General features: G+C 54.1%; 26 protein-coding genes. 18 read left to right on the top strand and 8 right to left on the bottom strand.

Features of this window, described 5'->3' with window-relative positions:
• Window positions 1–10: 10 nt before the first annotated feature.
• The 9 genes from DY252_RS12640 (at window position 11) to DY252_RS12600 (ending at window position 11,029) form a co-directional block, all read left to right on the top strand.
• Window positions 11–1,156, top strand: a complete 1,146-nt coding sequence (locus tag DY252_RS12640) for a two-component system sensor histidine kinase NtrB (protein ID WP_008891088.1) — start codon at window positions 11–13, stop codon at window positions 1,154–1,156.
• Complete coding sequence (gene ntrC, locus DY252_RS12635; protein ID WP_008891087.1) at window positions 1,153–2,601, top strand: nitrogen regulation protein NR(I); 1,449 nt, start codon at window positions 1,153–1,155, stop codon at window positions 2,599–2,601. Before DY252_RS12640 ends, ntrC begins: the two co-directional genes overlap by 4 nt.
• Window positions 2,598–4,874: a sensor histidine kinase NtrY-like gene (locus DY252_RS12630; protein ID WP_064789173.1), complete on the top strand. Its 2,277-nt coding sequence runs from the start codon at window positions 2,598–2,600 to the stop codon at window positions 4,872–4,874. Before ntrC ends, DY252_RS12630 begins: the two co-directional genes overlap by 4 nt.
• Window positions 4,875–4,921: 47 nt before the next feature.
• Window positions 4,922–6,301 carry a nitrogen assimilation response regulator NtrX gene (gene ntrX / locus DY252_RS12625; RefSeq protein ID WP_008891085.1) on the top strand — a complete coding sequence of 460 codons (1,380 nt, stop codon included), beginning with the start codon at window positions 4,922–4,924 and terminating at the stop codon, window positions 6,299–6,301.
• A gap of 42 nt (window positions 6,302–6,343) precedes the next feature.
• Window positions 6,344–7,723 carry a Trk system potassium transporter TrkA gene (gene trkA, locus DY252_RS12620; protein WP_008891084.1) on the top strand — a complete coding sequence of 460 codons (1,380 nt, stop codon included), beginning with the start codon at window positions 6,344–6,346 and terminating at the stop codon, window positions 7,721–7,723.
• 62 nt (window positions 7,724–7,785) lie between these two features.
• Complete coding sequence (locus tag DY252_RS12615) at window positions 7,786–8,472, top strand: HAD family hydrolase (protein WP_064789174.1); 687 nt, start codon at window positions 7,786–7,788, stop codon at window positions 8,470–8,472.
• 121 nt (window positions 8,473–8,593) lie between these two features.
• Window positions 8,594–8,851, top strand: a complete 258-nt coding sequence (hfq, locus tag DY252_RS12610) for an RNA chaperone Hfq (protein WP_008891082.1) — start codon at window positions 8,594–8,596, stop codon at window positions 8,849–8,851.
• Between the two features lie 7 nt (window positions 8,852–8,858).
• Window positions 8,859–10,190 carry a GTPase HflX gene (hflX, locus tag DY252_RS12605; RefSeq protein ID WP_064789280.1) on the top strand — a complete coding sequence of 444 codons (1,332 nt, stop codon included), beginning with the start codon at window positions 8,859–8,861 and terminating at the stop codon, window positions 10,188–10,190.
• Between the two features lie 14 nt (window positions 10,191–10,204).
• Window positions 10,205–11,029, top strand: coding sequence for an inositol monophosphatase family protein (locus tag DY252_RS12600; protein WP_082923502.1), 825 nt, complete (start codon window positions 10,205–10,207; stop codon window positions 11,027–11,029).
• A gap of 6 nt (window positions 11,030–11,035) precedes the next feature.
• Here DY252_RS12600 and mazG read toward each other — a convergent pair whose 3' ends face one another.
• The 5 genes from mazG to ectA all read right to left on the bottom strand — a co-directional run bounded on the left by mazG (window position 11,036) and on the right by ectA (window position 16,036).
• Window positions 11,036–11,860, bottom strand: a complete 825-nt coding sequence (gene mazG, locus DY252_RS12595; protein WP_064789176.1) for a nucleoside triphosphate pyrophosphohydrolase — start codon at window positions 11,858–11,860, stop codon at window positions 11,036–11,038.
• A 158-nt stretch (window positions 11,861–12,018) separates the two neighbouring features.
• The gene (locus tag DY252_RS12590) at window positions 12,019–13,524 is read right to left on the bottom strand and encodes an aspartate kinase (protein ID WP_063089486.1); all 1,506 of its coding nucleotides are present in this window, start codon (window positions 13,522–13,524) and stop codon (window positions 12,019–12,021) included.
• Window positions 13,525–13,609: 85 nt separating this feature from the next.
• On the bottom strand, window positions 13,610–14,011 hold the full coding sequence (locus DY252_RS12585; RefSeq protein ID WP_008891076.1) for an ectoine synthase: 402 nt from the start codon (window positions 14,009–14,011) through the stop codon (window positions 13,610–13,612).
• Window positions 14,012–14,077: 66 nt separating this feature from the next.
• The gene (gene ectB / locus DY252_RS12580; RefSeq protein ID WP_064789177.1) at window positions 14,078–15,361 is read right to left on the bottom strand and encodes a diaminobutyrate--2-oxoglutarate transaminase; all 1,284 of its coding nucleotides are present in this window, start codon (window positions 15,359–15,361) and stop codon (window positions 14,078–14,080) included.
• 126 nt (window positions 15,362–15,487) lie between these two features.
• Window positions 15,488–16,036 (bottom strand): diaminobutyrate acetyltransferase, encoded by a 549-nt coding sequence (gene ectA / locus DY252_RS12575; RefSeq protein WP_008891074.1) that lies wholly within the window; start codon window positions 16,034–16,036, stop codon window positions 15,488–15,490.
• Window positions 16,037–16,358: 322 nt separating this feature from the next.
• Here ectA and DY252_RS12570 point away from each other — a divergent pair, with 322 nt between their 5' ends.
• Window positions 16,359–16,847: a MarR family winged helix-turn-helix transcriptional regulator gene (locus DY252_RS12570; RefSeq protein ID WP_064789178.1), complete on the top strand. Its 489-nt coding sequence runs from the start codon at window positions 16,359–16,361 to the stop codon at window positions 16,845–16,847.
• Window positions 16,848–17,045: 198 nt separating this feature from the next.
• Complete coding sequence (locus tag DY252_RS12565; RefSeq protein WP_064789281.1) at window positions 17,046–17,984, top strand: MBL fold metallo-hydrolase; 939 nt, start codon at window positions 17,046–17,048, stop codon at window positions 17,982–17,984.
• A gap of 19 nt (window positions 17,985–18,003) precedes the next feature.
• Here DY252_RS12565 and DY252_RS12560 read toward each other — a convergent pair whose 3' ends face one another.
• From DY252_RS12560 to DY252_RS12550, 3 genes are all read right to left on the bottom strand, one after another.
• A complete protein-coding gene (locus DY252_RS12560; RefSeq protein ID WP_064789179.1) occupies window positions 18,004–19,098 on the bottom strand; it encodes a YeeE/YedE family protein in 1,095 nt (364 codons plus the stop codon).
• Window positions 19,099–19,208: 110 nt separating this feature from the next.
• On the bottom strand, window positions 19,209–19,571 hold the full coding sequence (locus DY252_RS12555; RefSeq protein WP_040823953.1) for an ArsR/SmtB family transcription factor: 363 nt from the start codon (window positions 19,569–19,571) through the stop codon (window positions 19,209–19,211).
• Between the two features lie 113 nt (window positions 19,572–19,684).
• The gene (locus tag DY252_RS12550) at window positions 19,685–20,059 is read right to left on the bottom strand and encodes a hypothetical protein (protein WP_064789180.1); all 375 of its coding nucleotides are present in this window, start codon (window positions 20,057–20,059) and stop codon (window positions 19,685–19,687) included.
• A 120-nt stretch (window positions 20,060–20,179) separates the two neighbouring features.
• On the opposite strand from DY252_RS12550, the gene DY252_RS12545 reads away from it, so the two are divergent.
• The 7 genes from DY252_RS12545 (at window position 20,180) to soxB (ending at window position 25,756) form a co-directional block, all read left to right on the top strand.
• Window positions 20,180–20,914: a cytochrome c biogenesis CcdA family protein gene (locus tag DY252_RS12545; protein ID WP_064789181.1), complete on the top strand. Its 735-nt coding sequence runs from the start codon at window positions 20,180–20,182 to the stop codon at window positions 20,912–20,914.
• A gap of 10 nt (window positions 20,915–20,924) precedes the next feature.
• Window positions 20,925–21,542 (top strand): SoxW family protein, encoded by a 618-nt coding sequence (locus tag DY252_RS12540; RefSeq protein ID WP_082923503.1) that lies wholly within the window; start codon window positions 20,925–20,927, stop codon window positions 21,540–21,542.
• Window positions 21,543–21,738: 196 nt separating this feature from the next.
• Window positions 21,739–22,200 carry a sulfur oxidation c-type cytochrome SoxX gene (gene soxX, locus DY252_RS12535; RefSeq protein ID WP_064781412.1) on the top strand — a complete coding sequence of 154 codons (462 nt, stop codon included), beginning with the start codon at window positions 21,739–21,741 and terminating at the stop codon, window positions 22,198–22,200.
• A 19-nt stretch (window positions 22,201–22,219) separates the two neighbouring features.
• Complete coding sequence (gene soxY / locus DY252_RS12530) at window positions 22,220–22,675, top strand: thiosulfate oxidation carrier protein SoxY (RefSeq protein ID WP_064789182.1); 456 nt, start codon at window positions 22,220–22,222, stop codon at window positions 22,673–22,675.
• A 20-nt stretch (window positions 22,676–22,695) separates the two neighbouring features.
• Window positions 22,696–23,022, top strand: a complete 327-nt coding sequence (soxZ, locus tag DY252_RS12525; protein WP_064789183.1) for a thiosulfate oxidation carrier complex protein SoxZ — start codon at window positions 22,696–22,698, stop codon at window positions 23,020–23,022.
• Between the two features lie 61 nt (window positions 23,023–23,083).
• Complete coding sequence (gene soxA, locus DY252_RS12520) at window positions 23,084–23,944, top strand: sulfur oxidation c-type cytochrome SoxA (RefSeq protein WP_129542727.1); 861 nt, start codon at window positions 23,084–23,086, stop codon at window positions 23,942–23,944.
• A 117-nt stretch (window positions 23,945–24,061) separates the two neighbouring features.
• Window positions 24,062–25,756, top strand: coding sequence for a thiosulfohydrolase SoxB (gene soxB, locus DY252_RS12515; protein ID WP_064789185.1), 1,695 nt, complete (start codon window positions 24,062–24,064; stop codon window positions 25,754–25,756).
• The last annotated feature ends 14 nt before the right edge of the window (window positions 25,757–25,770 follow it).

The raw sequence follows: 25,770 nt of genomic DNA, 5'->3' as shown, positions 1-25,770 counted from the left end.
GAAGATATGCATGAGACTGGGATTTGGAAAAGGCAATGGGGTCGACCCGACCGGCGTTCTGAACGCGATTGCGAGTGCTGTTGTCGTGGCCAACCGGGATGGCAAAATCAAGTTTGTCAATCAGGCCACCGAGCAACTGTTTAACACCAGTGCCGCCGTGCTGTGCCGCAGTGACCTGACGGATTTCATTCCGCAGGACAGCCCTGTTTTTTCCCTGATCAGACAGGCCGTTGATGAGGCAACTTTGGTTGCCGATCATAATCTTCTGATCGAAAGCCCCAAAATCGGCAAGCACACGGTCAACCTTACGGTTGGCTCAATGCCCGATGACAGCGATTGTGCGGTTCTGACCTTTGAGCCGCGGTCGATCGCGCAAAAGATCGACAACCAGTTGCTGAGCCGAAATTCAGCACGTTCTGTCAGTGCCATGGCGGCCATTCTGGCGCATGAAATCAAAAACCCGCTTTCGGGTATTCGTGGTGCCGCGCAGTTGCTTGAGCAAACCAGCAACGAAGATGATCGCGTGCTGACACGGCTTATTTGTGATGAAGCCGACCGCATTGTCGAACTTGTTGATCGAATGGAGATTTTCTCTGACAAGCCGCTGGAGCGCGGGGCTGTCAATATCCATACGGTTCTCGAGCATGTGCGTCGTCTGGCGGAAAACGGCTTTGCCAAGAACCTGACATTCGAAGAAATTTACGATCCATCCTTGCCGCCGGTATTTGGCAATCGTGATCAGCTTGTTCAGGTGTTCTTGAACCTGATCAAGAATGCCGGTGAGGCAGTCGATCCGAAGGATGGTGTTATTACCATTTCGACCCGCTATCAGCATGGTATCCGCCTTGCCGTGGCTGGCGGTGACGCGCGTGTTCACCTGCCGCTGGTGGTATCGGTGCGCGATAATGGACCTGGTATTCCGCAAGACATGCGTGAAAGCCTGTTTGACCCGTTTGTGACGACAAAACCGACCGGATCGGGACTTGGCCTTGCGCTGGTTGCGAAAATTATCAATGACCATGGCGGTGTGATTGAAGTGAAAGATGTACCCGGGGGAGGTGCAGAGTTTCAAATCATGCTGCCAATTTACAATCGGGCATTGGCCGAGGGGGCCGCTGATCCGATCATAATCAATAACAGGGAAGAAACCGCATGAGTACGAGCCCTGCGAGAATTCTGGTTGCCGACGATGATCGGGCCATTCGCACTGTTCTGACGCAGGCATTGTCGCGTCAGGGACACGAAGTCCGCAGTACTGGCCATGGCCGCACACTTTGGGACTGGATCGCCGATGGGGATGGCGATCTGGTGATTACCGATGTGATGATGCCTGACGAGAACGGGTTGGATATGGTGCCGCGCATTCGCAAGCTGCGCCCGGACCTTCGCGTTATTGTCATGAGTGCTCAGAATACGCTGATGACGGCGGTGAAGGCCGCCCAGCGCGGTGCGTTCGAATATCTTCCAAAACCGTTTGATCTTAATGAGTTGATGGGGATTGTTGATCGCGCACTTGAGACGCCGCAGGCAAATGAAACCGGGAAGTCCGAGGATGAGGAGGGCGATGATCGCCTGCCACTGATCGGCCGTTCACCGGCGATGCAGGAAATTTATCGTGCGCTGGCGCGTTTGATGAATACCGACCTGACCGTGATGGTGACCGGCGAAAGCGGTACCGGTAAGGAACTGGTTGCGCGCGCACTGCATGAATATGGCGGACGCCGTCATGGTCCGTTTGTTGCCATCAACATGGCCGCCATCCCGCGCGAACTGATCGAAAGCGAGCTGTTCGGCCACGAAAAAGGCGCCTTCACCGGTGCAAACGAACGCAAGGTCGGCCGGTTTGAACAGGCCGAGGGCGGTACGCTGTTTCTTGATGAAATCGGCGATATGCCGCTTGAAGCCCAGACCCGTTTGCTGCGCGTATTGCAGGAAGGCGAGTACACCCGCGTTGGCGGGCGCACGCCTATTCGGGTCAATGTACGCATTGTTGCGGCCACGCACCGTGATTTGCGCAAGCTGATCCGCGAAGGCACGTTCCGTGAAGATTTGTTCTATCGTCTGAATGTCGTGCCAATCCGTCTGCCGTCGCTGCGTGAACGGCTGGAAGACATTCCGGAACTGGTCAATCACTTCCTGATGCAGGCCAGCGAAGAAGGTCTTCCGCGCAAGACGCTGTCGTCCGAGGCGATGGCGCGCCTAAAAGCGCACCGCTGGCCGGGGAACATCCGCGAACTTGAAAACATGGTGCGTCGCCTGACGGCACTTTATTCGCATGATGTCATCGGTGTCGATGTCATCGAAACCGAGTTCTCCGAGAACAATATCAGCGAAGCCGCACCGACTGCAGAACCACAGTCGCTTTCAGAATCCATCGAACGCCATGTTCGCGAATATTTTGATGCCCATGATGACGATCTGCCTGCGAACGGTCTTTATGATCGCATTTTGCGGGAAATGGAGCGTCCGCTTTTGAATGTGACGCTGGAAGCAACACGGGGCAATCAGGTCAAGGCTGCAGAGGTTCTTGGCCTTAACCGCAATACGTTGCGCAAGAAAATCCGTGATCTTGGACTTGAAGTCGTCAGGGGCACGAAATGAATAATACCGACCGTTCGATCTCCAACCGGTTCTTGCGGTCGGGCTTTGTACGGTTTCTGGGGCGGCTGGGACAGTCACGGCGTTTTGCGTTCGGATTGGTTACGGCTGCCCTTGTTTCGGTAACGGCGACCTATCTGGCGATGACGGGGACGGCGCCATTCCGGCCTGACCCGCGCCTTATTTTGTTGCTGCTAAACATCGACCTCGTGTTGGTGTTGCTTTTGGCGACGCTTGTGGCGCGCAAGCTTGTCCAGATCTGGGTGGAACGCCGGCGCGGCGTTGCCGGGGCCAAGCTTCATACCCGTATGGTTTTGATGTTTTCGCTGGTGGCGGTGACACCGGCGATTGTGGTTGCAATATTCTCGGCACTTTTCCTGCATTTCGGTATTCAGGGCTGGTTTAGTGACCGTATCAGAACCGCCGTTGAAGAAAGTATGGTGATCGCCGATGCTTATTTGCGCGAACACCAGGAACTGATCCGCGCGGATGCCCTGGCAACCACCAGTGAATTGCAGCGTTTCGGGGTCAATTTTTCGACCAGTCCGGATCGCATTTCGAATTTTCTGACCGACCAAGCGCTGGCGCGCGGGTTGCCGGAAGTGATGATGGTCGACGGTTCCGGTCAGATTATCGCCCAATCCGAATACAGTTTTTCCTACGATACCAATCAGGTTTCGGTGCCACCGGAAGTCTTTGACGAAGCACGTCAGAAAGACGTCGTGCTGATGATCGGATCAAGCGATAATCGCATCCGCGCAATCGCCAAGATCCCAAGCTTTATTGATGCCTTCTTGCTGGTCGGTCGTTTTGTCGACCCCAACGTTCTGGATCGCATCGACAAGGCACGGCGTGCGGTTGATGCCTATGAAAGTCTTGAGGGTGAACGTTCGGGGATTGTGATTACCTTTGTCATGATCTTCGTTCTGATCTCCGTTGTGCTGCTTTTGGCGGCTGTGACGTTGGGGCTTATGGTGGCAACCCGTTTGGTGCAGCCTGTGTCGCAGTTGATTACTGGCGCGGAACGCGTGCGCGATGGGGATTTGTCTTTCCGCGTGCCGCTTGACGGGCAGGGGGATGAGCTTGAAGCGTTAAGTCGTGCGTTTAACCGGATGACAGCCCAGCTTGAAACCCAGCGCAATGAACTGATTGCGGCCAACCGGCTTAATGATGAACGGCGTCGCTTTACCGAGGCCATTCTTGGCGGTGTGACCGCAGGGGTGATTGGCCTTGATCCGGCTCGCAAGATTGATCTTCCCAATCGCAGTGCTTCGGATCTTCTTGGTGTTGATCTTGAAGAATATCTGTCACAGGAACTGACCGACGTTATTCCGGAATTCCTGCCGCTATTTGATGATTTCGGTCGTGATGGCGATCGCTGCAAGCCACGGCAGATCGAAATTCGCCGTGATGGTGTCAATGTGACACTGATGGCGCGGGTGACCGCGGAATGGGCCGATGATGGAACTGTGTTTGGCTATGTCGTTACCTTTGATGACGTGACCGAACTTCAAACAGCACAGCGCATGGCGGCCTGGGCCGATGTCGCACGGCGCATTGCCCATGAAATCAAAAACCCGCTGACACCGATCCAGCTTTCGGCAGAACGTCTCAAGCGGCGCTATCTCAAACAAATTACCGATGATCAGGAAGTGTTCCAGACCTGCACGGACACCATCATCCGACAGGTATCTGATATCGGGCGGATGGTGGATGAGTTTTCCAGTTTTGCCCGCATGCCAACCCCGACGATGCGGTTGGAAAACATTGGTGAGCTGGTGAAAAGTGCCGTCTTCCTTCAGAAACAGGCACATAGCAACATCACCTATGATTTTGATCGCAGTGGCATCGAGGATTTGCAGATTTCATGTGACGCACATCAGGTTAATCAATGCCTGACCAACACGTTAAAGAATGCAGCAGAGGCCATTCAAGGTCGTGAAAAGCCCGAAGAAGGTGAATTGCCGCGCGGCAAGATCGAGATTTCGGTGGCGGTATCGCCCGATAACCAGCGTGTTTTTGTCGCCGTTTCGGATAACGGCAAAGGTCTTCCGGCAGAGCATCGCGAACGCCTGACCGAGCCCTATGTCACCACCCGATCAAAGGGAACCGGGCTTGGATTGGCGATCGTAAAGAAAATCATGGAAGACCATGGTGGAGAGCTTATACTCTCCGACGGCGTTGAAAGCGGAGCTACGATTACGCTATCTTTCCCAAAGGTTATAGAAGCCGAAATTGATAGTGTGGCTTCGGACGCACATTCCTCAGGCAATTGATTTAGTTGTCAAAATCGAAACAAGAAAAAGATTGATTTGGTCACGACATGGCGCACGACATTCTTATTGTCGACGATGAAGAAGATATCCGGGCTCTGATATCAGGCATCCTTGAGGACGAGGGGTATACAACCCGTCAGGCAGGATCAAGCCAGGGCGCGCTGTCAGAGGTTGCCGCCCGCCGGCCGAGCCTTGTGGTGCTTGATATCTGGATGGATGAAAGCGATCACGACGGCATTGAGACGCTTAAGCTGATCAAGCGCGAGCACAGCGAAGTCCCCGTCGTGATGATTTCCGGTCACGGCAATATTGAAACGGCACTCGAAGCCTCGCGCATCGGCGCATATGATTTTATCGAGAAGCCGTTTAACACCGATCGCCTTTTAATGGTGGTCGAACGCGCCATTGATGATGCACGCCTACGTCGTGAAAACCGAGAACTGACCTTGCGGGCCGGCGGCGATACCGAACTTGTTGGTAAATCATCGGTTTTGAATAACTTGCGCCAGTCGGCCGAACGGGTTGCCCGTACCGGCAGCCGCATACTGATCCATGGCCCGGCCGGATCGGGCAAGGAAGTTGTCGCGCGCCTGATTCATCAGAAATCCGCCCGCGCCGAGGCGCCGTTTGTCGTGCTGAACTGTGCCAATATTTCGCCTGACACCATGGAAGAATCGCTGTTTGGTGCGGTTGCGACGTCGGATCGTGAGGCCCGCACCGGCGTGCTTGAGCTTGCCCATGGCGGGACCTTGCTGCTTGATGAAGTGGCTGATATGCCGCTTGAAACCCAGGGCAAGATTGTCCGGGTTTTGCAGGATCAAACATTTGAGCGCGTTGGCGGATCTGTGCCGGTCAATGTTGATGTGCGCGTTATCGCAACGACTGCGCGCGACCTTGAACAACGCATCGCCGAGCAGAAGTTCCGGCAGGATCTTTATTACCGGCTGAATGTTGTGCCACTTGAAGTGCCATCCTTGCAGCAGCGTCGGGAAGATATTCCGATGTTGGCGGAAATGTTCCTTGATCGCTATGCCGATGCGACCGGTCTTCCGAAACGCAAGCTCTCGCCCGAGGCAATGGCGACCCTGCATGCCTATGATTGGCCGGGCAATGTGCGTCAGTTGCGCAATGTCATCGAAAGATTGATGATCATGGCGCCAGATGATGACGACAAGGTAGATTTGATCAGTGGTAAAATGCTGCCATCAGAGCTGTTTTCTGACGTGCCGACGTCGCTAAGTTTTGACAAAACCAGTGAAATCATGGCATTGCCGCTCCGCGAAGCGCGTGAGATGTTTGAAAAAGAATATCTCCAGACACAGATCGACCGTTTTGGCGGGAATATCTCCAAAACGGCAAGCTTTGTCGGCATGGAACGCTCAGCCTTGCATCGCAAGCTGAAAAGCCTTGGTGTGAACGGGCAGTAAGCCCAAACTCATCATGGACTGTTGTGAACGGGAGAATTCGAAATGAAGGTCATCATTTGCGGCGCCGGGCAGGTGGGGTTCCACATTGCCAAATATCTGGCTGCGGAAAACAATGATGTAACCGTGATCGACCAGTCCGAAGAACTGGTACGCAAGATTTCCGATACGCTTGAGGTCAAGGGTATCATTGGTTTTGGCTCGCACCCGGATGTGTTGCAGCAGGCCGGTGCCGAAGAGGCTGACATGCTGATCGCGGTGACCTTTGCCGATGAAGTCAATATGACAGCCTGTCAGGTGGCGCATTCGCTGTTTAACGTGCCAACCAAAATTGCCCGTATCCGCAGCCAGACGTATTTGCAGCCAGAATGGGCCAGCCTGTTTGGCCGTGAAAAGCTTCCGATTGATGTGGTGATTTCGCCCGAGATGGAAGTCGCGCGCGCAGTTGCACGCCGCCTTCAGGCACCCGGTGCGTTCGACATGATCCCGTTTGCCGATGACAAGGTCAAAATCCTTGGCATCCGGTGTAGCGACGATTGCCCGGTGATCAACACGCCGTTGCGTCAGCTCCATCAGCTTTTCCCGGATCTCAACATCTCGATCCTTGGCATGATCCGCGGTGACAAGGCGGTCTATCCCAAGGGCGACGATCAGATGCTGGCGGGCGACCTTGTTTATCTTGCCGTATCAAGCGATCAGGTGGATCGCGCAATGTCGGCCTTTGGTCATGAAGACCCCGAAGCACGCCGTATCGTGATTTTTGGCGGCGGGAACATCGCATTGTTCCTGGCCGAGGAAATCAACAAGAATTTCCCGGGTGTGACCACCCGACTGGTCGAAGCCGATCCGGAACGCGCGCGCTATGTCGCGCAGAAACTGCCAAAGAAAAGCGTTGTTCTGCGGGGGGACGTTCTTGATCCTGAACTGCTTGAAGAAGCCAATGTCGGTAATGCCGAGGCAGTTGTTGCACTGACCAATGATGATGAAACCAACATTCTGGCATCACTTCTGGCCAAGCGGTATGGCTGCCCGCGTGCGCTGACACTGATTAACAAAAGCACATATAACTCGCTGGTTTCCGAACTTGGCGTGGATGTGGTGATCAGCCCGCGTATGACGACGGTGTCGACCATCCTGCATCATGTGCGCCGCGGTCGTATTCGTGCCGTGCACAGCCTGTCAGAGGGCTTTGGCGAGGTTCTTGAGGCAGAAGCCCTTGAAACTGCACCAATCGTTGGCAAGGCGATCAAGGATATCGCGATGCCGGCAAGCGTGGTGTTTGGGGCCATTTTGCGCGATGGCGAAGTAGTGATGCCACGCGCCGCCACCGTGATCGAGGCCAACGACCGGATTGTCGTATTTGCCGGGTCGGAACAGATCAAGAAGGTCGAAAAGATGTTCGCTGTTCGTCTGGAATACTTCTGATAATCAACCCGCTATCGTAATCCTCATACAATATATTCCCGATCCTGCCACCGGAAGTTCAAATGTCTGATCAATTGCCCCATCCGCCAAAGGCCGTCATTTTTGACTGGGATAATACCCTTGTCGATAGCTGGGGGACGATCCAGGCAGCGCTTAACATGACGTTTGACGACTTCGGTCTTGAGACATGGACACTTGAACAAACCAAGCAGCGTGTTGCCCGCTCGATGCGTGACAGCTTTCCGATCTTGTTTGGTGAGGATCGTTGGGAGCAGGCCAAAGACAGCTTTTATGGTCATTTTCAGTCTATTCACCTTGAAACCCTGATGCCGCTGGCCGGGGCGCATGATCTGTTATGTGCACTGCGTGATAACGGCACCTATATCGGGGTGGTCAGTAACAAGAATGGGGATTTCTTGCGCAAGGAAGCCGATCACCTTGGGTGGACACCATTTTTTGGCAGGATTGTCGGTGCAACCGATGCCGCCAAGGACAAACCGGCACCCGATCCGGTGCATATGGCAATGGGCGACTCTTCGGCGCCGCAATATGAGAATCTGTGGTTTGTTGGCGACAGCGTGGTCGATATTCAGTGCGCGCGCAACGTCGGGGCGACTGCAATTCTGATTGGTGATGAAATTACCGGTCACGGCGATACGCAGAATTCCGCGACTCTTAGCCCTGATTGGCATTTCGCTGATTGCGGGGCGCTTGTAGGGGTTGTAAAAGGCTTCTCGAAAGTCTTATAGTTCATAGAGGTCATTAAAAATGGGGCCGGAATCGTGACAGACCTTTAAGTCGACGGTTCCACATTTTCCTTGACCGCCCGAAACCAAAAAAACGCTCATAAAAGAAGGCTAGGTCTAACCGATGGCGGAAAAATCACAGAATGTTCAGGACGTCTTCCTGAATTATTGCCGTAAAAACAAAACGCCGGTTACCGTGTTTCTGGTCAACGGAGTCAAATTGCAGGGCATTATCACCTGGTTTGACAATTTCTCTGTTTTGCTGCGGCGCGATGCTCATACCCAGCTCGTATACAAACATGCGATTTCGACGGTAATGCCGACGACGCCGATCAAACTGTTTGATCCGAGCCAGCCTGCGACGGAAGAAGAAAATAGCTGAAGAATCTCTGACTTCGGGGGGCGGCGATACGCCAGAAGCTCCCCGGGTCCTAGTTTTCCACCCGGAACTAAAACGCGCAGACCAGACCGGTGCTTGGCGCGACGCATCGTCGCGTCTCGAAGAAGCGGTCAGTCTTACGGGTGCACTTGATTTTGAAGTGGTGGGCGCGGAAATTGTGCCCATCGCGAAATTGCGGCCTTCAACCCTGTTTGGCAAAGGCGTTACCGAACGTCTTGGTCTGCAGATCAAGGCCGATGAGGCCGACATTGTCATGATCAACGGCCAGCTTTCTCCGATCCAGCAACGTAACCTGGAGCGCGAGTGGAAATGCAAGGTCATTGACCGGACCGGCCTGATCCTTGAAATCTTTGCTGATCGCGCGCGGACGCGTGAAGGTCGTTTGCAGGTTCAACTGGCACTGCTGAGCTATCAGCGCTCGCGCCTTGTCCGGACCTGGACCCACCTTGAACGTCAACGTGGTGGGCGTGGCTTCCTTGCCGGTCCCGGTGAACGTCAGATCGAGATCGACCGTCGTTTGATCGGTGACAAGCTTGCCAAGCTCCGTCGTGAGCTTGAGGAAGTCAAACGGACGCGTGAACTTCATCGCGAAGCACGCCGTCGTGTGCCATATCCGATTGTGGCGCTTGTCGGTTACACCAACGCCGGCAAATCGACGCTGTTTAACCAGCTGACCGTGTCCGAGGTCTTTGCCGAGGACATGCTGTTTGCGACGCTTGATCCAACCATGCGTGGTTTGATCCTGCCAAGTGGTCGCAAGGTTATTCTGTCCGATACCGTGGGCTTTGTGTCCGATCTGCCGCACGATCTTGTCGCGGCGTTCCGTGCAACGCTTGAAGAAGTTCTTGAAGCCGACCTGATTGTTCATGTCCGCGATGCGGCTTCACTGGAAACCGAAGAGCAAAAGCTTGATGTGCTTGAGGTTCTTAAGGAGCTTGGGCTTCAAAAGGCGATTGACGGAGAGGAACTTGTCGAGGCGCTGAACAAGATTGATCAGCTCAAAGGCGAAGAACTGCAAGCCGTTTCGGAATATTCTGCGCGCCATGACAATACGATCGCGATTTCAGCCATCAAAGGCACCAATTGCGACGCATTGCTGGGCCTGATTGAAGACCGGTTGACCGAAGATATGCCGGTGTTTGAACTTTGTGTGCCGTATTCGGACGGCAAATCGCTTGCGCGGCTTTATGAGCAGGGCGAGGTTCTGAAACGCAACGAAGGTGCCGACGGCATTTCGGTTCAGGTGCGCGTTGATACGACCCGCGTTGGCCGTTTCGAAGACTGGTGTGCCAAGGCCGGGCTCGATATTCATCTGGTTTGATTGGGAGAGAACGCGTGGCGATTAAAGTCGATATGGACAAAGTGACCGAAATCATTCGGGAAGTATCGGCTGCTGAGATTGCCCCGCGTTTTGGCCAGTTGGATGATGCCGATATCGATACCAAGACCCATGCAATGGATCTGGTGACGATTGCCGATACTGAAGCCGAACGCGTTCTGACCCGCCGTTTGACCGATCTTTTGCCGGGCAGCCGCGCACTTGGAGAAGAAGCCGCCCATGAAGACCCGACTTTACAGGAGCGGATCTTTGCTGGCGATGATCCGTTCTGGATCATTGATCCGGTGGATGGCACCAAGAACTTTGCCCATCACAAACAACCGTTCCGTTGCATGGTCGGCCTTTATTCTGGTGGTGAAACCGTTGCTGCCTGGATTGTTGATCCGATTGAAGGGGCAGCAACCGTTGCTGAACTGGGGTCGGGGACGCGCTACCAGGATCAGCCGGTTTCCGTGCGTTCCAACATCACCAAGGCGTCTGATGCCAAAGGTTTTCTGATTTCATACGCCCGGGACCGCATCCGCAAGCATTACGGCCATCTCGATTTCTTTGCCGATGTTGCGCATTATTCCTGCTGTGGTGCCGAGTATGAGGAAACAGCGCGTGGTGCGTTTGATTTCTGTGCCTATCGGACACTTAAACCTTGGGATCATGCGCCGGGAACGTTGCTGGTGCGTGAGGCTGGTGGCTATGCGCGCTATATCACCGCCGACAAGAACAATGAATATAATGCCAATGCCACGGCGGCCGGGCTTTTATGCGCCAGCTCCGAGGAGCTGTGGGCAGAAATCAATGAAATTCTGATACCGCTCTTTACCTGAGTGTGATCAGACCTGACCGCGTTCAGTCTTCTTCGCCAAATTCCAGAGACTATCCATTTCAGCCAGATCTGAGTCCGCGGCTGTGCGGCCGTCGCGTGCCAGTTCGTCTTCGATGAAGTGGAAGCGTTTGGTGAACTTGTGGTTTGCGCCGCGAAGTGCCACTTCGGGGTCAACGCCGATCTTGCGCGCCAGATTGGCCATCACAAACAACATATCGCCAAGTTCATCCTGCAGGCGGGCCGGATCCGGATTTTGGGTCATCTCGGCTTTGAGTTCGTCGATTTCTTCGTGAAGCTTGTCAAAGACTTCATCGGTGCTGGGCCAGTCGAACCCGACACGCGCGGCGCGTTTGGTGAGTTTTTCTGCACGCATTAACGCGGGCAGAGCGCTTGCGACCCCATCAAGGGCGCTGTGGCGTTCGTGGCCTTTGTCTTCGGCCTTCCGGGCGCGTTCGGCGGCCTTGATCTTTTCCCAAGTCTGATTGACGCCATCGGTCGTCGTGGCATCCCCGTCGCCAAATACATGCGGATGGCGGCTGATCATTTTTGAAACGATGCTGTTGGCGACGTCTTCGAACTCGAAATGACCGGCTTCCTTCGCCATCTGGGCATGGAACACCACCTGCAACAGCAGATCGCCCAACTCGTTGCAAAGCTCGGGCATGTCGTTATCGGCGATGGCATCGGCCACTTCGTAGGCTTCTTCGATGGTGTAGGGGGCAATGGTGGAGAAATCCTGTTCGAGATCCCACGGGCAGCCACCATCGGGATTGCGCAGCTTTGCCATGACGTCGAGCAGTTCGTTGATGGCTTTGCTGTTATGCGTGGTCATGTCGATGTCCCGTCTGTTTTGCTGGTGTGCCCCGTTTATCCTTTAAGTCCTATCGCGCTGCATCAAAACTGACAAGCATATGATCAAGGCAAAACAAAACCCGCAAGGCTAATGCGGCACTTGAGGGTTTTGCTGTGATGTTCGGATGCCCTTTTGGCTTATGCAGCCTTGAGCTTTTCCTGTTTTTCGGTGCTGTCATCCTTGGTTTGCTTGGATGATGCACTTTCTTCTTTTTTGCCTTCGACGAGGCCGCGATGCAGGGCGACGATCGCCTTGTTGAAGTCGCCTTCGGCAACAACAAACTGCAGATCAACGCGGCGGCTCGGATAGTGGGATGCCACCAGTTCGACACCGGCATCATCAAGGATCGATACCGCACGGGCGAACAGACCCGGCTGTTCGATGTTGGCACCAATCACCGAGACAATCGCGACCTTACGGGTCTGAACGGTTGCCTCTGGCTGATTTGCCTCGATCTCGTCAACGCAACGGCGGATCTGCTTGAGCGGTGCCGACACGTAATGCGTGATCGTATTGGCGTTCAGGTTCTTGGTGACGGTCGGGACCTTGTAACGTTTCAGAACGTTCAGGATCGCTTCCTCGCCACCTGGAACACCAACCATATCCTGATTGAAGACTTCAATCTCGAACGCGGTCGGAACGCCAGTCACGATTTCAACACGGCTGTTTTCCGGTTCCCAATGATCGTCAATAACCGTGCCCGGATGTTCCGGTTCAAAGGTATTGGCAATCCGCAGCGGAATATCGTTCTGACGAAGGCCTTTGGCTGCGCGCGGGTGGATGGCTTCCATGCCCATGTTCGACAGCTGGTCGGCCACGTCGTAGCTTGTGCGGCCAATCGGGCGCACAGCATCTTCGCCGACGATGCGCGGATCGGCACTCGACAGGTGGAATTCCTTATGAATGATCGCTTCGCGCGCTTGGGTCAGGCAAGCAATGCGCGAGAAGGTCACTTCACTATAGCCACGGCCATAGATGCTCATGAGGCCTTCGCTGCACTGGGCATAGCCCGTCGCAATGGCAAGCTGTTTGGAAAGGTCGATGTCATCAAACACCTTTCCAATACGACCATCAAGGGTAGAGGCCTCTGGCTCACGCCAGCCCGAAAGATCGGCAAAGACCGCATTTACACCCTTGGCACGCAGGAGCAGCATGGTGTTGTGCGCACTATGCGCTTCACCAATGGCTGACAGCATTTCACGTACGGTCAGAAGATGCTTTTCAAGCTTGAAGTGACCGAAGCTGCACAGGCGATGAAGATCCATCAGGCAGCTGCGCGTGCCTTCAATGCGTTCCTGTACAAAGGCATTGGCAAGTTTCAGTTCCGGCGCGTCGCCAAAAATTTCTTCGTTAATGGCGCACATCTTTTCGGAGACCTTGGTCAAGGCATCGCCCCAGGCCCAATCGGTTTCCGAGCCGGCGTAAAGCTGATAGACGCCCGGTTCACCGGTCTTTTTGTTTTCCAGCAAAAGGTCGGTAAAACCGCCATATGCCGAAACAACAAAGACACGGTTGTAAAGTTCGTCTTCCTTACGGTTGCCGACAAGTATGTTGTCCATGACCGCATCAACCTGGGTCATCGACGTACCGCCGATCTTGTGAACGCTATGCCCTGCGTCCTTGTTTTTCTGGGCTGAAAGCATGTTGCCTCCTTTAGGGGCGTTTCCTTTAAAGAATATGCTTTAAATGGTCGGGCAGTCGTTAGGGGCCGCCCGACCAGAGAAATTGTTAGCTTGCGAGTGCTTCGCCATCGAGCGGATAAACACCGTTCTCGTCATGCACTTCACGGCCATTCAGCGGCGGGTTGAAGGCACAGGCAACAACCATGTCCTCGGTGCCACCGCGCAGATAGTGGCGGTCATGCTTGTCGAGGATGTAAACCGTGCCCGGCTCGATCTTGTATTTCTTGCCGTCAGCAATGGTTTCGACTTCGCCATTGCCCGAGATGCAGTAAACCGTCTCGAAATGGTTGGCGTAGCAAATCTCGGTTTCGGTGCCGGCATAAATGGTGGTGATGTGGAACGAGAAACCCATGCCATCTTCGGCAAGCGACAGGCGGGTGCTTTCCCAGTTGTCCGAAACCACGCGGCGACCGGATGCTTCACATTCTTTCAGAGTACGAACAATCATTTTTAACTCTTTGATATAATTAAGTTGTGGGGCCGGGCGACGCAGTCAAGCGTCGCCCAAACTGTGTTACTCAGCGGCTGCTTTGGACGGGGAAACGTCCTTGCCCATGGCTTTGGCAGTTGCCAGTTCAAGGATTTCCAGTCCATGTGCCAGATCCTGCTTGGAGATGATCAGCGGCACAAGGCATTTGACCACTTCATCTTCCGGACCACTGGTTTCGATCACGAGGTTATGCTTGAAGCATTCCTTGGTGACCTTTGATGCCAGTTCGCCGCTTTCAAAGCAGATACCCTGCATCAGGCCGCGGCCCTTGCGATAGAGTTTGCCATCGCCATAGCGATCAATGATTTCATCGAGGCGCGTTTCGAGGAACGCGGCCTTGTCGCGTACATCAGCAGCAAACTTGTCATCCGACCAGAAATGGTCAAGCGCAGCAGCGGCAGTCACAAACGCGTGGTTGTTACCACGGAAGGTGCCGTTATGTTCGCCCGGATGCCAGACATCGAGTTCCGGCTTCATCAGAACCACGGCAAGCGGAAGACCATACGCCGAAAGCGATTTCGACAGCGTGATGATGTCCGGCGTGATGCCAGCAGGTTCGAAGCTAAAGAACGTACCGGTACGGCCACAGCCCGCCTGAATGTCATCGACAATCAGAAGGATGTCATGCTTGCGGCAAACCTTTTCCAGGTTCTTGAGCCAGCCGAAGTCAGCGGCATTCAGGCCACCTTCACCCTGAAGGGTTTCGACGATCACGGCTGCGGGCAGGGCGATGCCGCTGGAGTTGTCCGAAAGGACACGATCCAGATACTCGGTGGTATCAGCACCGTCACCCATGTAACCGTCAAACGGTACGGCAACAGCATTATCAAGCGAGACGCCAGCAGCGCCACGATGGTGTTCGTTACCCGTGATGGCAAGCGAACCAAGCGTGCAACCATGGAAGCCGTTGGTAAACGAAATCACGGTTTCGCGGCCCTTGACGCGACGGGCCAGTTTAAGAGCAGCTTCGACGGCGTTGGTGCCGGTCGGGCCAGTAAACTGGACCTTGTATTCCATGTCACGTGGCTTGAAGATTTTCTCTTCGAGCGCTTCAAGAAACGCTGCCTTGGCCTTGGTGTGCATGTCCAGACCATGGGTGACGCCGTTTGATTTGATATAATCAATCAGCTTTTCCTGCAGGACAGGATGGTTATGGCCATAGTTCAGCGTACCGGCACCGGCAAGGAAATCAAGATAGCGGTTGCCATCGACATCGGTCAGCCAAGCGCCTTCGGCACTTTCAAAGGTTACGGGGAAGGAGCGTGCATAGCTCTGAACTTCCGATTCAAGGCGATCAAATACAGTCATAGTTCCCTCTTTCAGATTGGGAAAATCAAGTCCACCTGTCATACCGAACGTTCCGGCGTGCCGGATGTTCCAGAAATGGTCGATGCCATTTCGCGTATGACAAGTGGGGAAATGAGGTCAGCCGGATTAGGCGGCGACGCGTTCGACGTCTTCGCGCTCGAACGGACCGATCTGCCAAAGAATTTCGCTGGCAGCGGCGCCTTCGAAGTGTGTTTCGCGTTCAAACTGGACCTTGCGCTTAACATCAGCACCCAGTTCGCGCGCAACGGAACGGAAGACACCCTGCGACGGTGCGTTCGTCGAGGTGATCGTTGTGTTCAGCTGCGAGACGTTGTGGCAGGACGGACGATCCAGAATATCAAGGATCAGACGCTTCGCCAGACGCAGGCCACGGGCCTTGGGCGAAACTGCCACCTGCCAGATGAAAAGCTGTTCAGGCTGGTCGGGGACGATGTAGCCCGAAACGAAACCGACGGCTTCGCCGTTCAGTTCGGCAATCGCGCACGTGCCTGAGAAGTGCGAGCACTGCAGCAGATTGCAATACATCGAGTTTTCATCCAGCGGCTTGCAGTCGGCAATGAGGTTATTCACCGCAGCGCCGTCTGTGGCCTTGGGTTTACGGATAATCAGGTTGGCTTTCTGGCCGGTATTGCCGTTTGTGTTGGCAATTTTCATCGGTCTGCCTGCTCTGTTATTTCGATACACGATCATTTATGTCGCGAGAGATGTATAGAACAACGATACAAATTGATCAACCCCTTCTCTGTGACTTTCCTGTGAAACTCTGTAAGCTATTGATAATAAGCTAAACATTGATGTATCGCCCTTCGATAAGGATAATATTCTTTCGATGAAATATTGTTTCCTGAATAGAGCGATAATCGATGGAATAAATGATCGAAATTCGATATAAAAGTGTCTTAAAGCGTTGCGCAGCCGCGGGTCCGGGGCTAAAACAACGCTTGCTATAGAAACGAAAAACGTCCGGAAAATAACAATGGATAAATTGCATGAAGCGTTGATCTCCATCCGCCGCATTTTGCGGGCGAGTGATATCCACGCCAAAAAGCTTGGTAAGGTGACCGGGCTTAAAACATCCCAGCTTCTTGTTTTGCAATCGCTTGAGGAATTCGGTGAGATGACGGTTGGCCAGATCGCGGCCAAGGTTAATCTGGCCCAGGCATCGACCACGGCGCTTGTCGACAAGTTGCAGGCGATGCGGCTTGTGACACGCGAGCGCGGCGACACCGACAAGCGCAAGGTGTTCGTCAGGCTTACCGATCAGGGCAGGGCTATTCTGGATCGCGCGCCGATGGCGCTTCATGACCGTTTTTCGGACAAGTTCAACAATCTTGAAGAATGGGAACAGACGTTTCTCATCGCAGCCCTGCAACGTGTTTCAGGGATGATGGATGCCAGTGATATCGACGTCGCCCCCGTTCTGGACCACGACGAGATTGTTGAAAGGGCGGTAGATCGACAATGAATGCAGTGAGATCAATGTTTCCTTTAGTTCGTTGTAAATAAAGAAAAAATCACACGACGCGACCTAGGTGTCGTACCCGGGCTTTGGTGTGGCATCCGGGGCTGTTGGCGTGTGGAAAGCTCCACTTGGTATGTTTTTAGGTTGACCAAATCAACCATGAGTGCATTCATTCAAAAAAACATATATGTGGAGGATGCAATGTCTGGAAGCAATTCCTGGTCTCGTCGTGATGTTCTGAAATCGTCGTTGGCACTGGCGGGTATGGGGGCAACCGGGTTGTTTCCCGCGGCCGCGTCGGCGCTTGGTTCCCTGAAACTTGGTGCGTCAGACATCACGGTCATATCGGATGGTAATCTGATGTTGCCGTTATCTTTTGCCTTTCCCGATGTTTCACAGGATGAATTGGTAGCGTTGCTTAAGGCCGAAGGGCAACCAACGGATGCGTTGCTGCCCGATTGCAACATCACCGTTTTGCGCCGTGGTGATCGGGTGGTGATGTTTGATGTTGGCGCTGGCCCGAATTTCATGCCGTCAGCCGGCAAGCTTATGGACAACATTGATGCGGCCGGTGTCACCCCGGATGAAGTGACCGATATTGTTTTTACCCACGCGCATCCCGACCATCTGTGGGGGCTGATTGATGATTTCGACGAATTGATCTTTGCCGACGTGCGCTATCACATGAACCGGATCGAGTGGGAATACTGGCAGGCCGAGGATACGCTTGAAAAAACGCCCGACGCGCGCAAAAGCTTTGTGGTTGGGGCGCGCAACCGCATGGTCTTCCTTGAGGACCGTATCGAGTTGTTCGATTATGGTGCAGAGGTGGTACCCGGTGTCGAGGCGGTCGATACCGCCGGACACACACCCGGGCATACGTCGTTTATGATCCATGACGGATCAAACAGTGCGCTTGTGGTGGGTGATGCCATTACCAATATTGCCGTATCCCTGATCCATCCAGAATGGCCAAGCGGATCTGATCAGGATGCCGAAAAGGGCATTGCCACGCGCAAGATGCTGCTTGATCGGCTTGCTGTTGATGGATCGCGGATTATTGGCTTCCACATGCCGCATCCGGGCCTTGGCGTGATCGAGCGGGCAGGTCCGGCATATCGGTTTGTTGTGGCGGGATAATCGCTGCTTGGGTCTTGTTTTAACCGTGCTTGCGCAGCGATATTGCGCGCAGGAACCCGAACGGTGATCCTTCAAGAAGAACGCCAAGACCCACCCGCGCTCCGATGGCAATCGAGATCATCACAATTGGCGAAGAGATTGCCAGCGTTGAAAAGGCGCTGACACCTTGGCCGATGGTGCAGCCAAGGGCGAAAACGCCGCCAGTTCCCATCAAGAATGCACCCAGCAGGTGGCGACCAAGTTCGCGGGCGTCATCGCAGGCTTCCCAACGCATGTCGTTGCTTTTCCAAGCGGCCAGTGCAGCACCCAGAAACACCCCGATCACCAATCCGACCCCGTAATCGGGCAGGGCCCCGGTAACGGTGATGATCTGCATGATCGTGTCGCCAACCGGGGAGACAAAGGATCCTGCCTCGATCTGGGTTTCAACAAAGCGATATTTTGCAAAGCTTGTTGTCCAGACCCAACCAAGCGATATGCAGGCACCAATGGTGATGGCGCCAAGCGCCTTGGCGCGTTCGGCGCGGAAATCAGAACTGCGAAAGACCCACCAAAGCCCGATGGCGCTGAGCAGCAGGGCGATTGGATACTGCAGATCAAATCCGCTGGCGTTTGATGCGATCGCGCCAATCGATTGCGATCCGGCTGACGTGAACTCAATCGACAGCGGATCAAGAAACCAGACACGAAAATGGCCTGTTACGCCGCGAAGGGCAGCAATGGCCGCCAGTCCGATACCGGTCAGGACAACCAGCGCACGCAGATTGCCCCCGCCCAGACGAATGATGGCCCCAAATCCGCATGTGCCGACAAAAGCCATGCCAAAGCCAAACATCAGCCCGCCCAGAATGCTGCCCGCAATCGGCAGGGTCGGGGTGATGTAGAAACTGTTGGAAAGATCAATAACGCCAAGCGCGATAAACGTTTGGGTACAAAACAGCGCGGTGATGGCCGCCAGCACCCAGGCACGCAGACCGATGCTGTTGGCGGCAAACCAATAGAGTTCAAGGGCTGCCATCGTACAGAAATGTTGTCGACGTGCGACAAATCCCACCACAATACCGGTCAAAACACCGACAAGCGGCAGGGCCCAGGGATTATCCAAACCCAGCATGACGTTTTCCTCCCGCCTTGTTGATTGTAATTTTTTGCCAAGGCGTCGGCGGAATCGTGACGTTTTTTCTGTTCTAATTCAAGGAAGCTTTTTCGATCAGCAGTTGTCGCCTATTCGGCAGCGGCTTTTTCTTCGTCGCGGACCGGGGCACAGAACAGGTCATAAAGTGTGCCAATGATGGTCGCCATTTCCGTATCGACAATGCGGTAATAGATCATGCGGCCTTCGCGGCGGGCCGAGACCAGACCATCAATGCGAAGCCGTGCCAGTTGCTGGGATACAACGGCCTGGGGCATGGACAGAATTTCTTCGAGGTCGGATACCGACTTTTCGCCTTCCTGCAGGATGCAAAGGATCAGCAAGCGTGTCTCATGCGACAGCGCCTTGAGCATCTCGCTGGCCTTGCGCGCCTGCTTGAGGAGAGCTTCGGCTTCGGTCGAGTCCATGTTTTGCTTGAAACGTGGTAGGGCCATCGTTTGCTGTGCTCGTCGGTTAAAGGGCCAAAGCCATTAGATGTCCGATTATGCCAGACATCCAAGTCAATACACGATTGGATACTGTGCTTCAAACCGAATATACAGTTTTCCTAATCGTTCGGCAATTGCGAGAGCATCTCGTCAAGCACCGGCCAGAAAAAATGATCGCCAGGATAACCCCGCAGGCGGGCGACTTCCCGGTTGTTGCTGATTAACACGAATGTCGGTGTAACACGTTCACGCGCGATGTGTTCAAGGTCTTCGGGCCATTCATGAATATCAACACGCCGAAGAGGGGCCAGTTTGCCCTGATCGGTATTGGGGTAGGCTTCGCCGATTTCCTGATGCCAGCGCACACACCATGCGCATCCCTTCTGTTCAAGCATCAGTAATTCGGTCGCCAATGCAGAGCCAATCCACATCTGTGATGCGAAAATCATGGCCAGAGTGAGCCGGAACACCCAGGAAATGTGAGGTTTTTTCATATGTCTGAATTCTACATAAAGTTATGATTGAATTATATATATGAAAAATACTATTCTTTGAAGAGGCGCTGATAAACAAATTCCAAAATCAGATACCCACAGCGCCGGGAGGAACATGAATTGCTCGATATTGGTTTCGGCGCAGCCTTCCTTGCGGGGGTGTTGTCGTTCTTTACGCCATGTGTTTTGCCGATTGTACCGCCATACCTTGCCTATCTGGCAGGGGTCAGTGTTGCGGATCTTGATGATCGTGCGGTCGCAAGTGCGAAGTCGCGCCAGGTGTTTTTTGCAGCATTGGCCTTTGTTGCGGGTTTTAGCACGATTTTCATCGCCCTTGGTGCGACGGCGAGCGTCATTGGCCAGTCACTGGCGAGTTATTTCGACATTTTATCGATCATTGCCGGGATCATGATTGCGGTTATGGGCCTCCATTTTATGGGGGTGTTCCGGATATCGCTTTTGTATCGCGATGCGCGGGTCAATGTTGCGAAAAAGCCGGCGGGTCTTGTCGGGGCCTATGTGATGGGGCTTGCCTTTGCCTTTGGCTGGACACCGTGTGTGGGCCCCGCACTGGCCGCGATCCTGTTTGTTGCCGGGGCGGAAAGCACGGCATTGCGCGGGGCAGGGTTGCTTGCGGTTTATTCGCTGGGAATCGGTTTGCCCTTTGCGCTGGCGGGGCTTTTCGCCGGGCAATTCGTTGGCTGGTCCCGAAAATTCAAACGACACATGCACACTGTTGAGCGGGCGATGGGGATCTTGTTGGTGTTGACCGGTGTCTTGTTCATGACCGGACAAATGTCGGCCATCGCCCAATGGTTGCTTGAGACTTTCCCTTCGCTTTCGACCCTCGGATAGGAGTTGCGTCATGAATATGCGTCATCTGCTGCGTGGAGTGCCTTTGGCGAAATATCTGGTCGCCGGTTTGCTGGTAATGAGTTGGTCACAAGGATTGCACGCGGAAACCATTGGCGAAGATGGTCTGCACAAGCAGGACTGGTTTTCGATCACATTTCGCGACATTGCCGACGATATCGCGGCCGCCCGGGATGAAAACAAGCGTCTGGTGATGATCTTTGAACAACGCGGCTGCATCTATTGCGCCAAGATGCATACCGAACTGCTGAGCGATCCAGAGGTATCCGATTACATCAAGGAGAACTTCAAGGTCGTCCAGTACAACATGTTTGGCGACGAAGAAGTGATTGATCTTGATGGTGACGTGCTGAGCGAGAAAACCGCCGCCCGCAAGTGGGGCTATGTCTTTACCCCGACCATCGTTTTTCTGCCTGAAGAAGCCCCGGAAGACGGCAAAAATGCCGCCGAGGCTGCGGTTGCGACCATGCCCGGCGCGTTTGGCAAGTGGACGTTCCTGAATATGTTTCGCTGGGTGAACGAGAAGGGCTACGAAACCGACGAGCACTTCCAGAAATATCATGCCCGCATCATTCAGAAGCTTCAGGAAGAGGGGCGATTGGGGCAATAGCACCCCCTTGGAATAAATGCATAATTAATAGTTCAGAACATGAAACATTAAAAATATCATATTTATGTGTTGAATTAAAAGTTGAGTTTGAATAACTTGAACTAAAGGCGCCGTCAGAGCCGCCAGATGTCAGACCGGGGATGTTCATATGCCACACAGAGGGCAGGGGCATCGTCACAGGAGGAACCACAACGCCATGTCTTGGAAACCAAGAACCTTTCTTGCGTGCCTGATCGTTGGCCTTCCGGCCCTTGCCGCAGCTGATGCACTTGCACCTGCCGATGTCAAATTCGATGACATGTCTGTATCCCAGTCATTGACCAGCCAGCCGGGGGACCCGGAAAACGGGCGTAAGGTCTTTGCCAATCGCAGCCTTGGTAACTGTCTGGCATGTCACGCCGTCAAAGATCAAAGCGACCAGCTGTTCCACGGCGAAGTCGGGCCGCCGCTTGACGGTGCTGCCGACCGCTGGAGCGAGGGCGAACTTCGCGCCATCGTGGCTGATGCCAAAGAAGTTTTCTCCGAAGAGACGGTTATGCCGGGTTTCTATTCGCTGAATGTCGGCATCAATGTCCGCGAAGATCTGGTCGGCAAAACAATCCTGACCGCGCAGGAAGTTGAAGATGTCGTGGCCTATTTGGCGACGCTCAAAGAATAACAACCACCGAGGAACCAAGATGAATCTCACACGACGCCAAATGCTTTGTGCATCGGTCGGTGCAGCTGCAGCCGGAGTGTTCGGCTTTTCGCTGTCCGCCTCTGCCACGCCGGAAGCCACAGCCGAAAGCATCAAAAACTTTGCCGGTGGTAAAGAACCCGCGATGGGCAGTGACCTGACCCTGACGACGCCGGAAATTGCCGAAAACGGCAACACCGTGCCGATCGAGGTGTCTGTGGCAAGCCCGATGACGGATGACGATTACGTTGAGTCGGTTGTCATCTTTGCCGAAGGCAACCCAAATCCGGATGTCGCAGTATTCCACTTCACGCCGATGAGCGGTGCAGCCGAAGCGAAAACCCGCATGCGTCTTGCGAAAACCCAGAATGTGGTTGCGGTCGCAAAGACCAGTAAGGGGCAGGTTTTCATGGATAAAAAAGAAGTCAAAGTGACCATCGGTGGTTGCGGCGGCTGATCGGATCGGGAGAAAGTCAAATGGACAATATCAAACCGCGTGTAAAAGTGCCGAAATCCGCATCGGCTGGTGAGGTCATCACCATCAAGACGCTGATCAACCATCCGATGGAATCAGGGTTGCGCAAGGGCAAGGATGGCAACCTCATCCCGCGCCAGATCATCAACAAGTTCACCTGTGAATTCAACGGCAAGCCTGTGTTTTCCTGTGAACTCGAGCCGGCAATTTCCGCCAACCCCTATATCGAGTTTTCCGCCAAGGTTAACGAGGCTGGAACATTCAAGTTCAGCTGGTTGGATGATGACGGTTCTGTCTACGAGACTGAAAACAAGATCGCCATAAAATGATTCGGGACGGGTCCTTGATCCAGGTGATCACGGGCCCGCCACTGTATCGGGAGGGAATGTCTTGAGAAACCAAATCATAGCCAAAGCTGCTGCGGTTGCCATGACCGCACTTGTCCCCGGGATTGCGTTTGCCGGTGGGCCGGTTGACGATGAACTCGTCATCGACGGCGAAATCCAGATGATCACCAGGGCGGCACCGCCAGAAGGTCACCCGCTTGACGAGGTGCTGTCAGGTTGGCTGTATCGAACTGAAGAAACGCGTCTTTTGGAAACCGATACCTTTGAAAACCCCGGAATGCTTGAAGTGCAGGACGGTGCGGATCTTTGGAATACGGTTGACGGAAGTGCCGGTAAATCCTGTGCATCCTGTCATGGGGATGCCGAGGAAAGCATGGCTGGTGTCGGGGCAAGCTTCCCGAAGTGGGATCAAGCATCCAACCGCCCGATCAATGTGGAACTTCAGATCAACAAGTGCCGCACCGAAGAGATGGGGGCAGAAGCCTACAAGTTTGACGCCCCTGAACAGAAGGCGTTGACCGCCTATGTCAAACATCAGTCTTTGGGTACGCCGGTTGCGATTGATCTTGCCGAAGGGCACATGCAAAGCTGGTGGGAGAAGGGCAACGAGCTTTATTACACCCGGACCGGGCAGCTCAATCTGTCCTGTGCATCCTGTCATGAACAGAACAATGGCAACTACATTCGCGCCGACCATCTCAGTCAGGGCAATGTCAATGGGTTCCCGACCTATCGCCTGAAACAGGCCAGCTTGGTGTCACTGCATAACCGTTTCCGCGGTTGCATCCGTGATACCCGTGCGGAATTCCCGGCTGCGTTTTCTGACGAACTGATGGCGCTCGAGGTCTATGTGACCTGGCGTGGCACCGGCTTGTCCGTAGAGACACCGGCAGTTCGCCAATAGGACCCAAAAGTTACTACAGGGGTGATTGGCTTATCCTCCCGGTTGCCCCGCTTTCTTCCTTTAAATGCCTCGGCCGCGTTGCCGAACAGGTGAATATCGCCCGGAGGCCACCAATAAATGTTTTCGCGCCGTCAATTTTTACAATGGGCTGCTGTGACCACCGCAGCGACCGGCTATATGGGCAGTTTGACCCGTGTCGCCGCCCAACAGCGTCTGACCCAGGACGATCTTTTGAAGTTTGACAGCAAAGGCAGCATTACGCTTTTGCACTTCACTGATGTTCATGCTCAGCTAAAGCCTGTCTATTTCCGCCCGCCATCAGAAAACTACGGTGTCGGGGCATTTGAAGGCATTCCGCCGCACTTGGTGGGTGAGGAATTCCTGTCCCACTTCGGGATAAAGCGCGGCAGTCCGCTCGCCTATGCGCATACCATGGTTGATTATGTCGATATGGCGCGCACTTATGGACGGCTTGGCGGCCTTGATCGCACCGCGACGCTGGTCAAGGCGATCCGCGCGGAACGCGGGGATAGCAACGTGCTGTTCCTTGATGGTGGTGACACCTGGCAGGGGTCCTATACGTCGCTCAAGACCAATGGGCAGGACATGGTTGATTGCATGAAGCTACTCAAGCCGGATGCGATGGTCGGGCACTGGGAATTCACCTTTGGCGAAGATCGGGTCAAGGAGATCGTTGATGATCTTGGTTATCCGTTCCTGGCCAGCAACGTTTTTGACACGGAATGGGACGAACCGGTTTTCGAACATACAGCGTTCTATGAAACCGGCGGGCACAAGGTCGCAGTTATCGGGCAGGCCATGCCCTATACCCCGATTGCCAATCCGCGCTGGATGATTCCGAACTGGTCGTTTGGTATTCGCCCGGAAGTTATTCAAGCCAATGTCGATGCTGCGCGCGAGGCCGGGGCCGCTGTGGTCGTCCTGTTGTCGCATAACGGATTTGACGTGGACCAGAAACTGGCAACTGTTGTGAACGGCATTGATGTCATCCTGACAGGCCACACCCATGATGCCGTGCCCGAGGCGATAAAGATCGGTAACACGTTGCTTTTGTCATCGGGTTCACACGGAAAATATCTGGGTCGCGTTGATCTGGAAGTTAAAGACGGTCGTGTAACCGATTATAATTCAGCACTTATTCCGGTGTTCTCGGATGTGATTGATCCCGATCCGGAAATGGCCGCCAAGATTGACGAGGTCCGCGCACCTTATGAGGACGAGTGCAATCGCGTTATCGGCAAGACGTCAGGTTTGCTGTACCGCCGCGGTAATTTCAACGGGACATGGGATGACCTGATTTGTCAGGGCATCATGGAAGAACGTGATGCCGAACTGGCATTCAGCCCGGGATTCCGTTGGGGTACGACATTGCTTCCGGGTGACGATATCACCATCGATGATCTTTATAACCAGACCAGCATGAATTACCCGTCGGTTTATCGTCTGGAATTCACAGGTACGCAGATCAAGGAAATCCTCGAGGACGTTTGTGACAACCTGTTTAACAAGGATCCGTTCTTCCAACAGGGGGGTGACATGGTCCGTGTCGGTGGCATGGCCTATAGCTGCGCGCCCAAGGAAAGCATCGGCAACCGTATCTCGAACATGACGATGATCAAGACTGGCGAGCCGATTGAAGCGGATCGCAGTTATGTCGTCGCCGGTTGGGCATCCGTCAACGAAGGCGTTGAAGGACCAGCGGTCTACGATCTGATGGAAAACTACATTACCCGTCACAAGGTCATTGATATTCCACGCAATGACACCGTGAAAGTGATTGGAATGAACTAGGCGAAATCACCTGG

This window comes from Thalassospira indica (assembly GCF_003403095.1).
GTDB lineage: Bacteria > Pseudomonadota > Alphaproteobacteria > Rhodospirillales > Thalassospiraceae > Thalassospira > Thalassospira indica.
The sequence above is the reverse complement of the archived record's forward strand: the minus strand, read 5'-3'. Positions and strand labels throughout refer to the sequence as shown.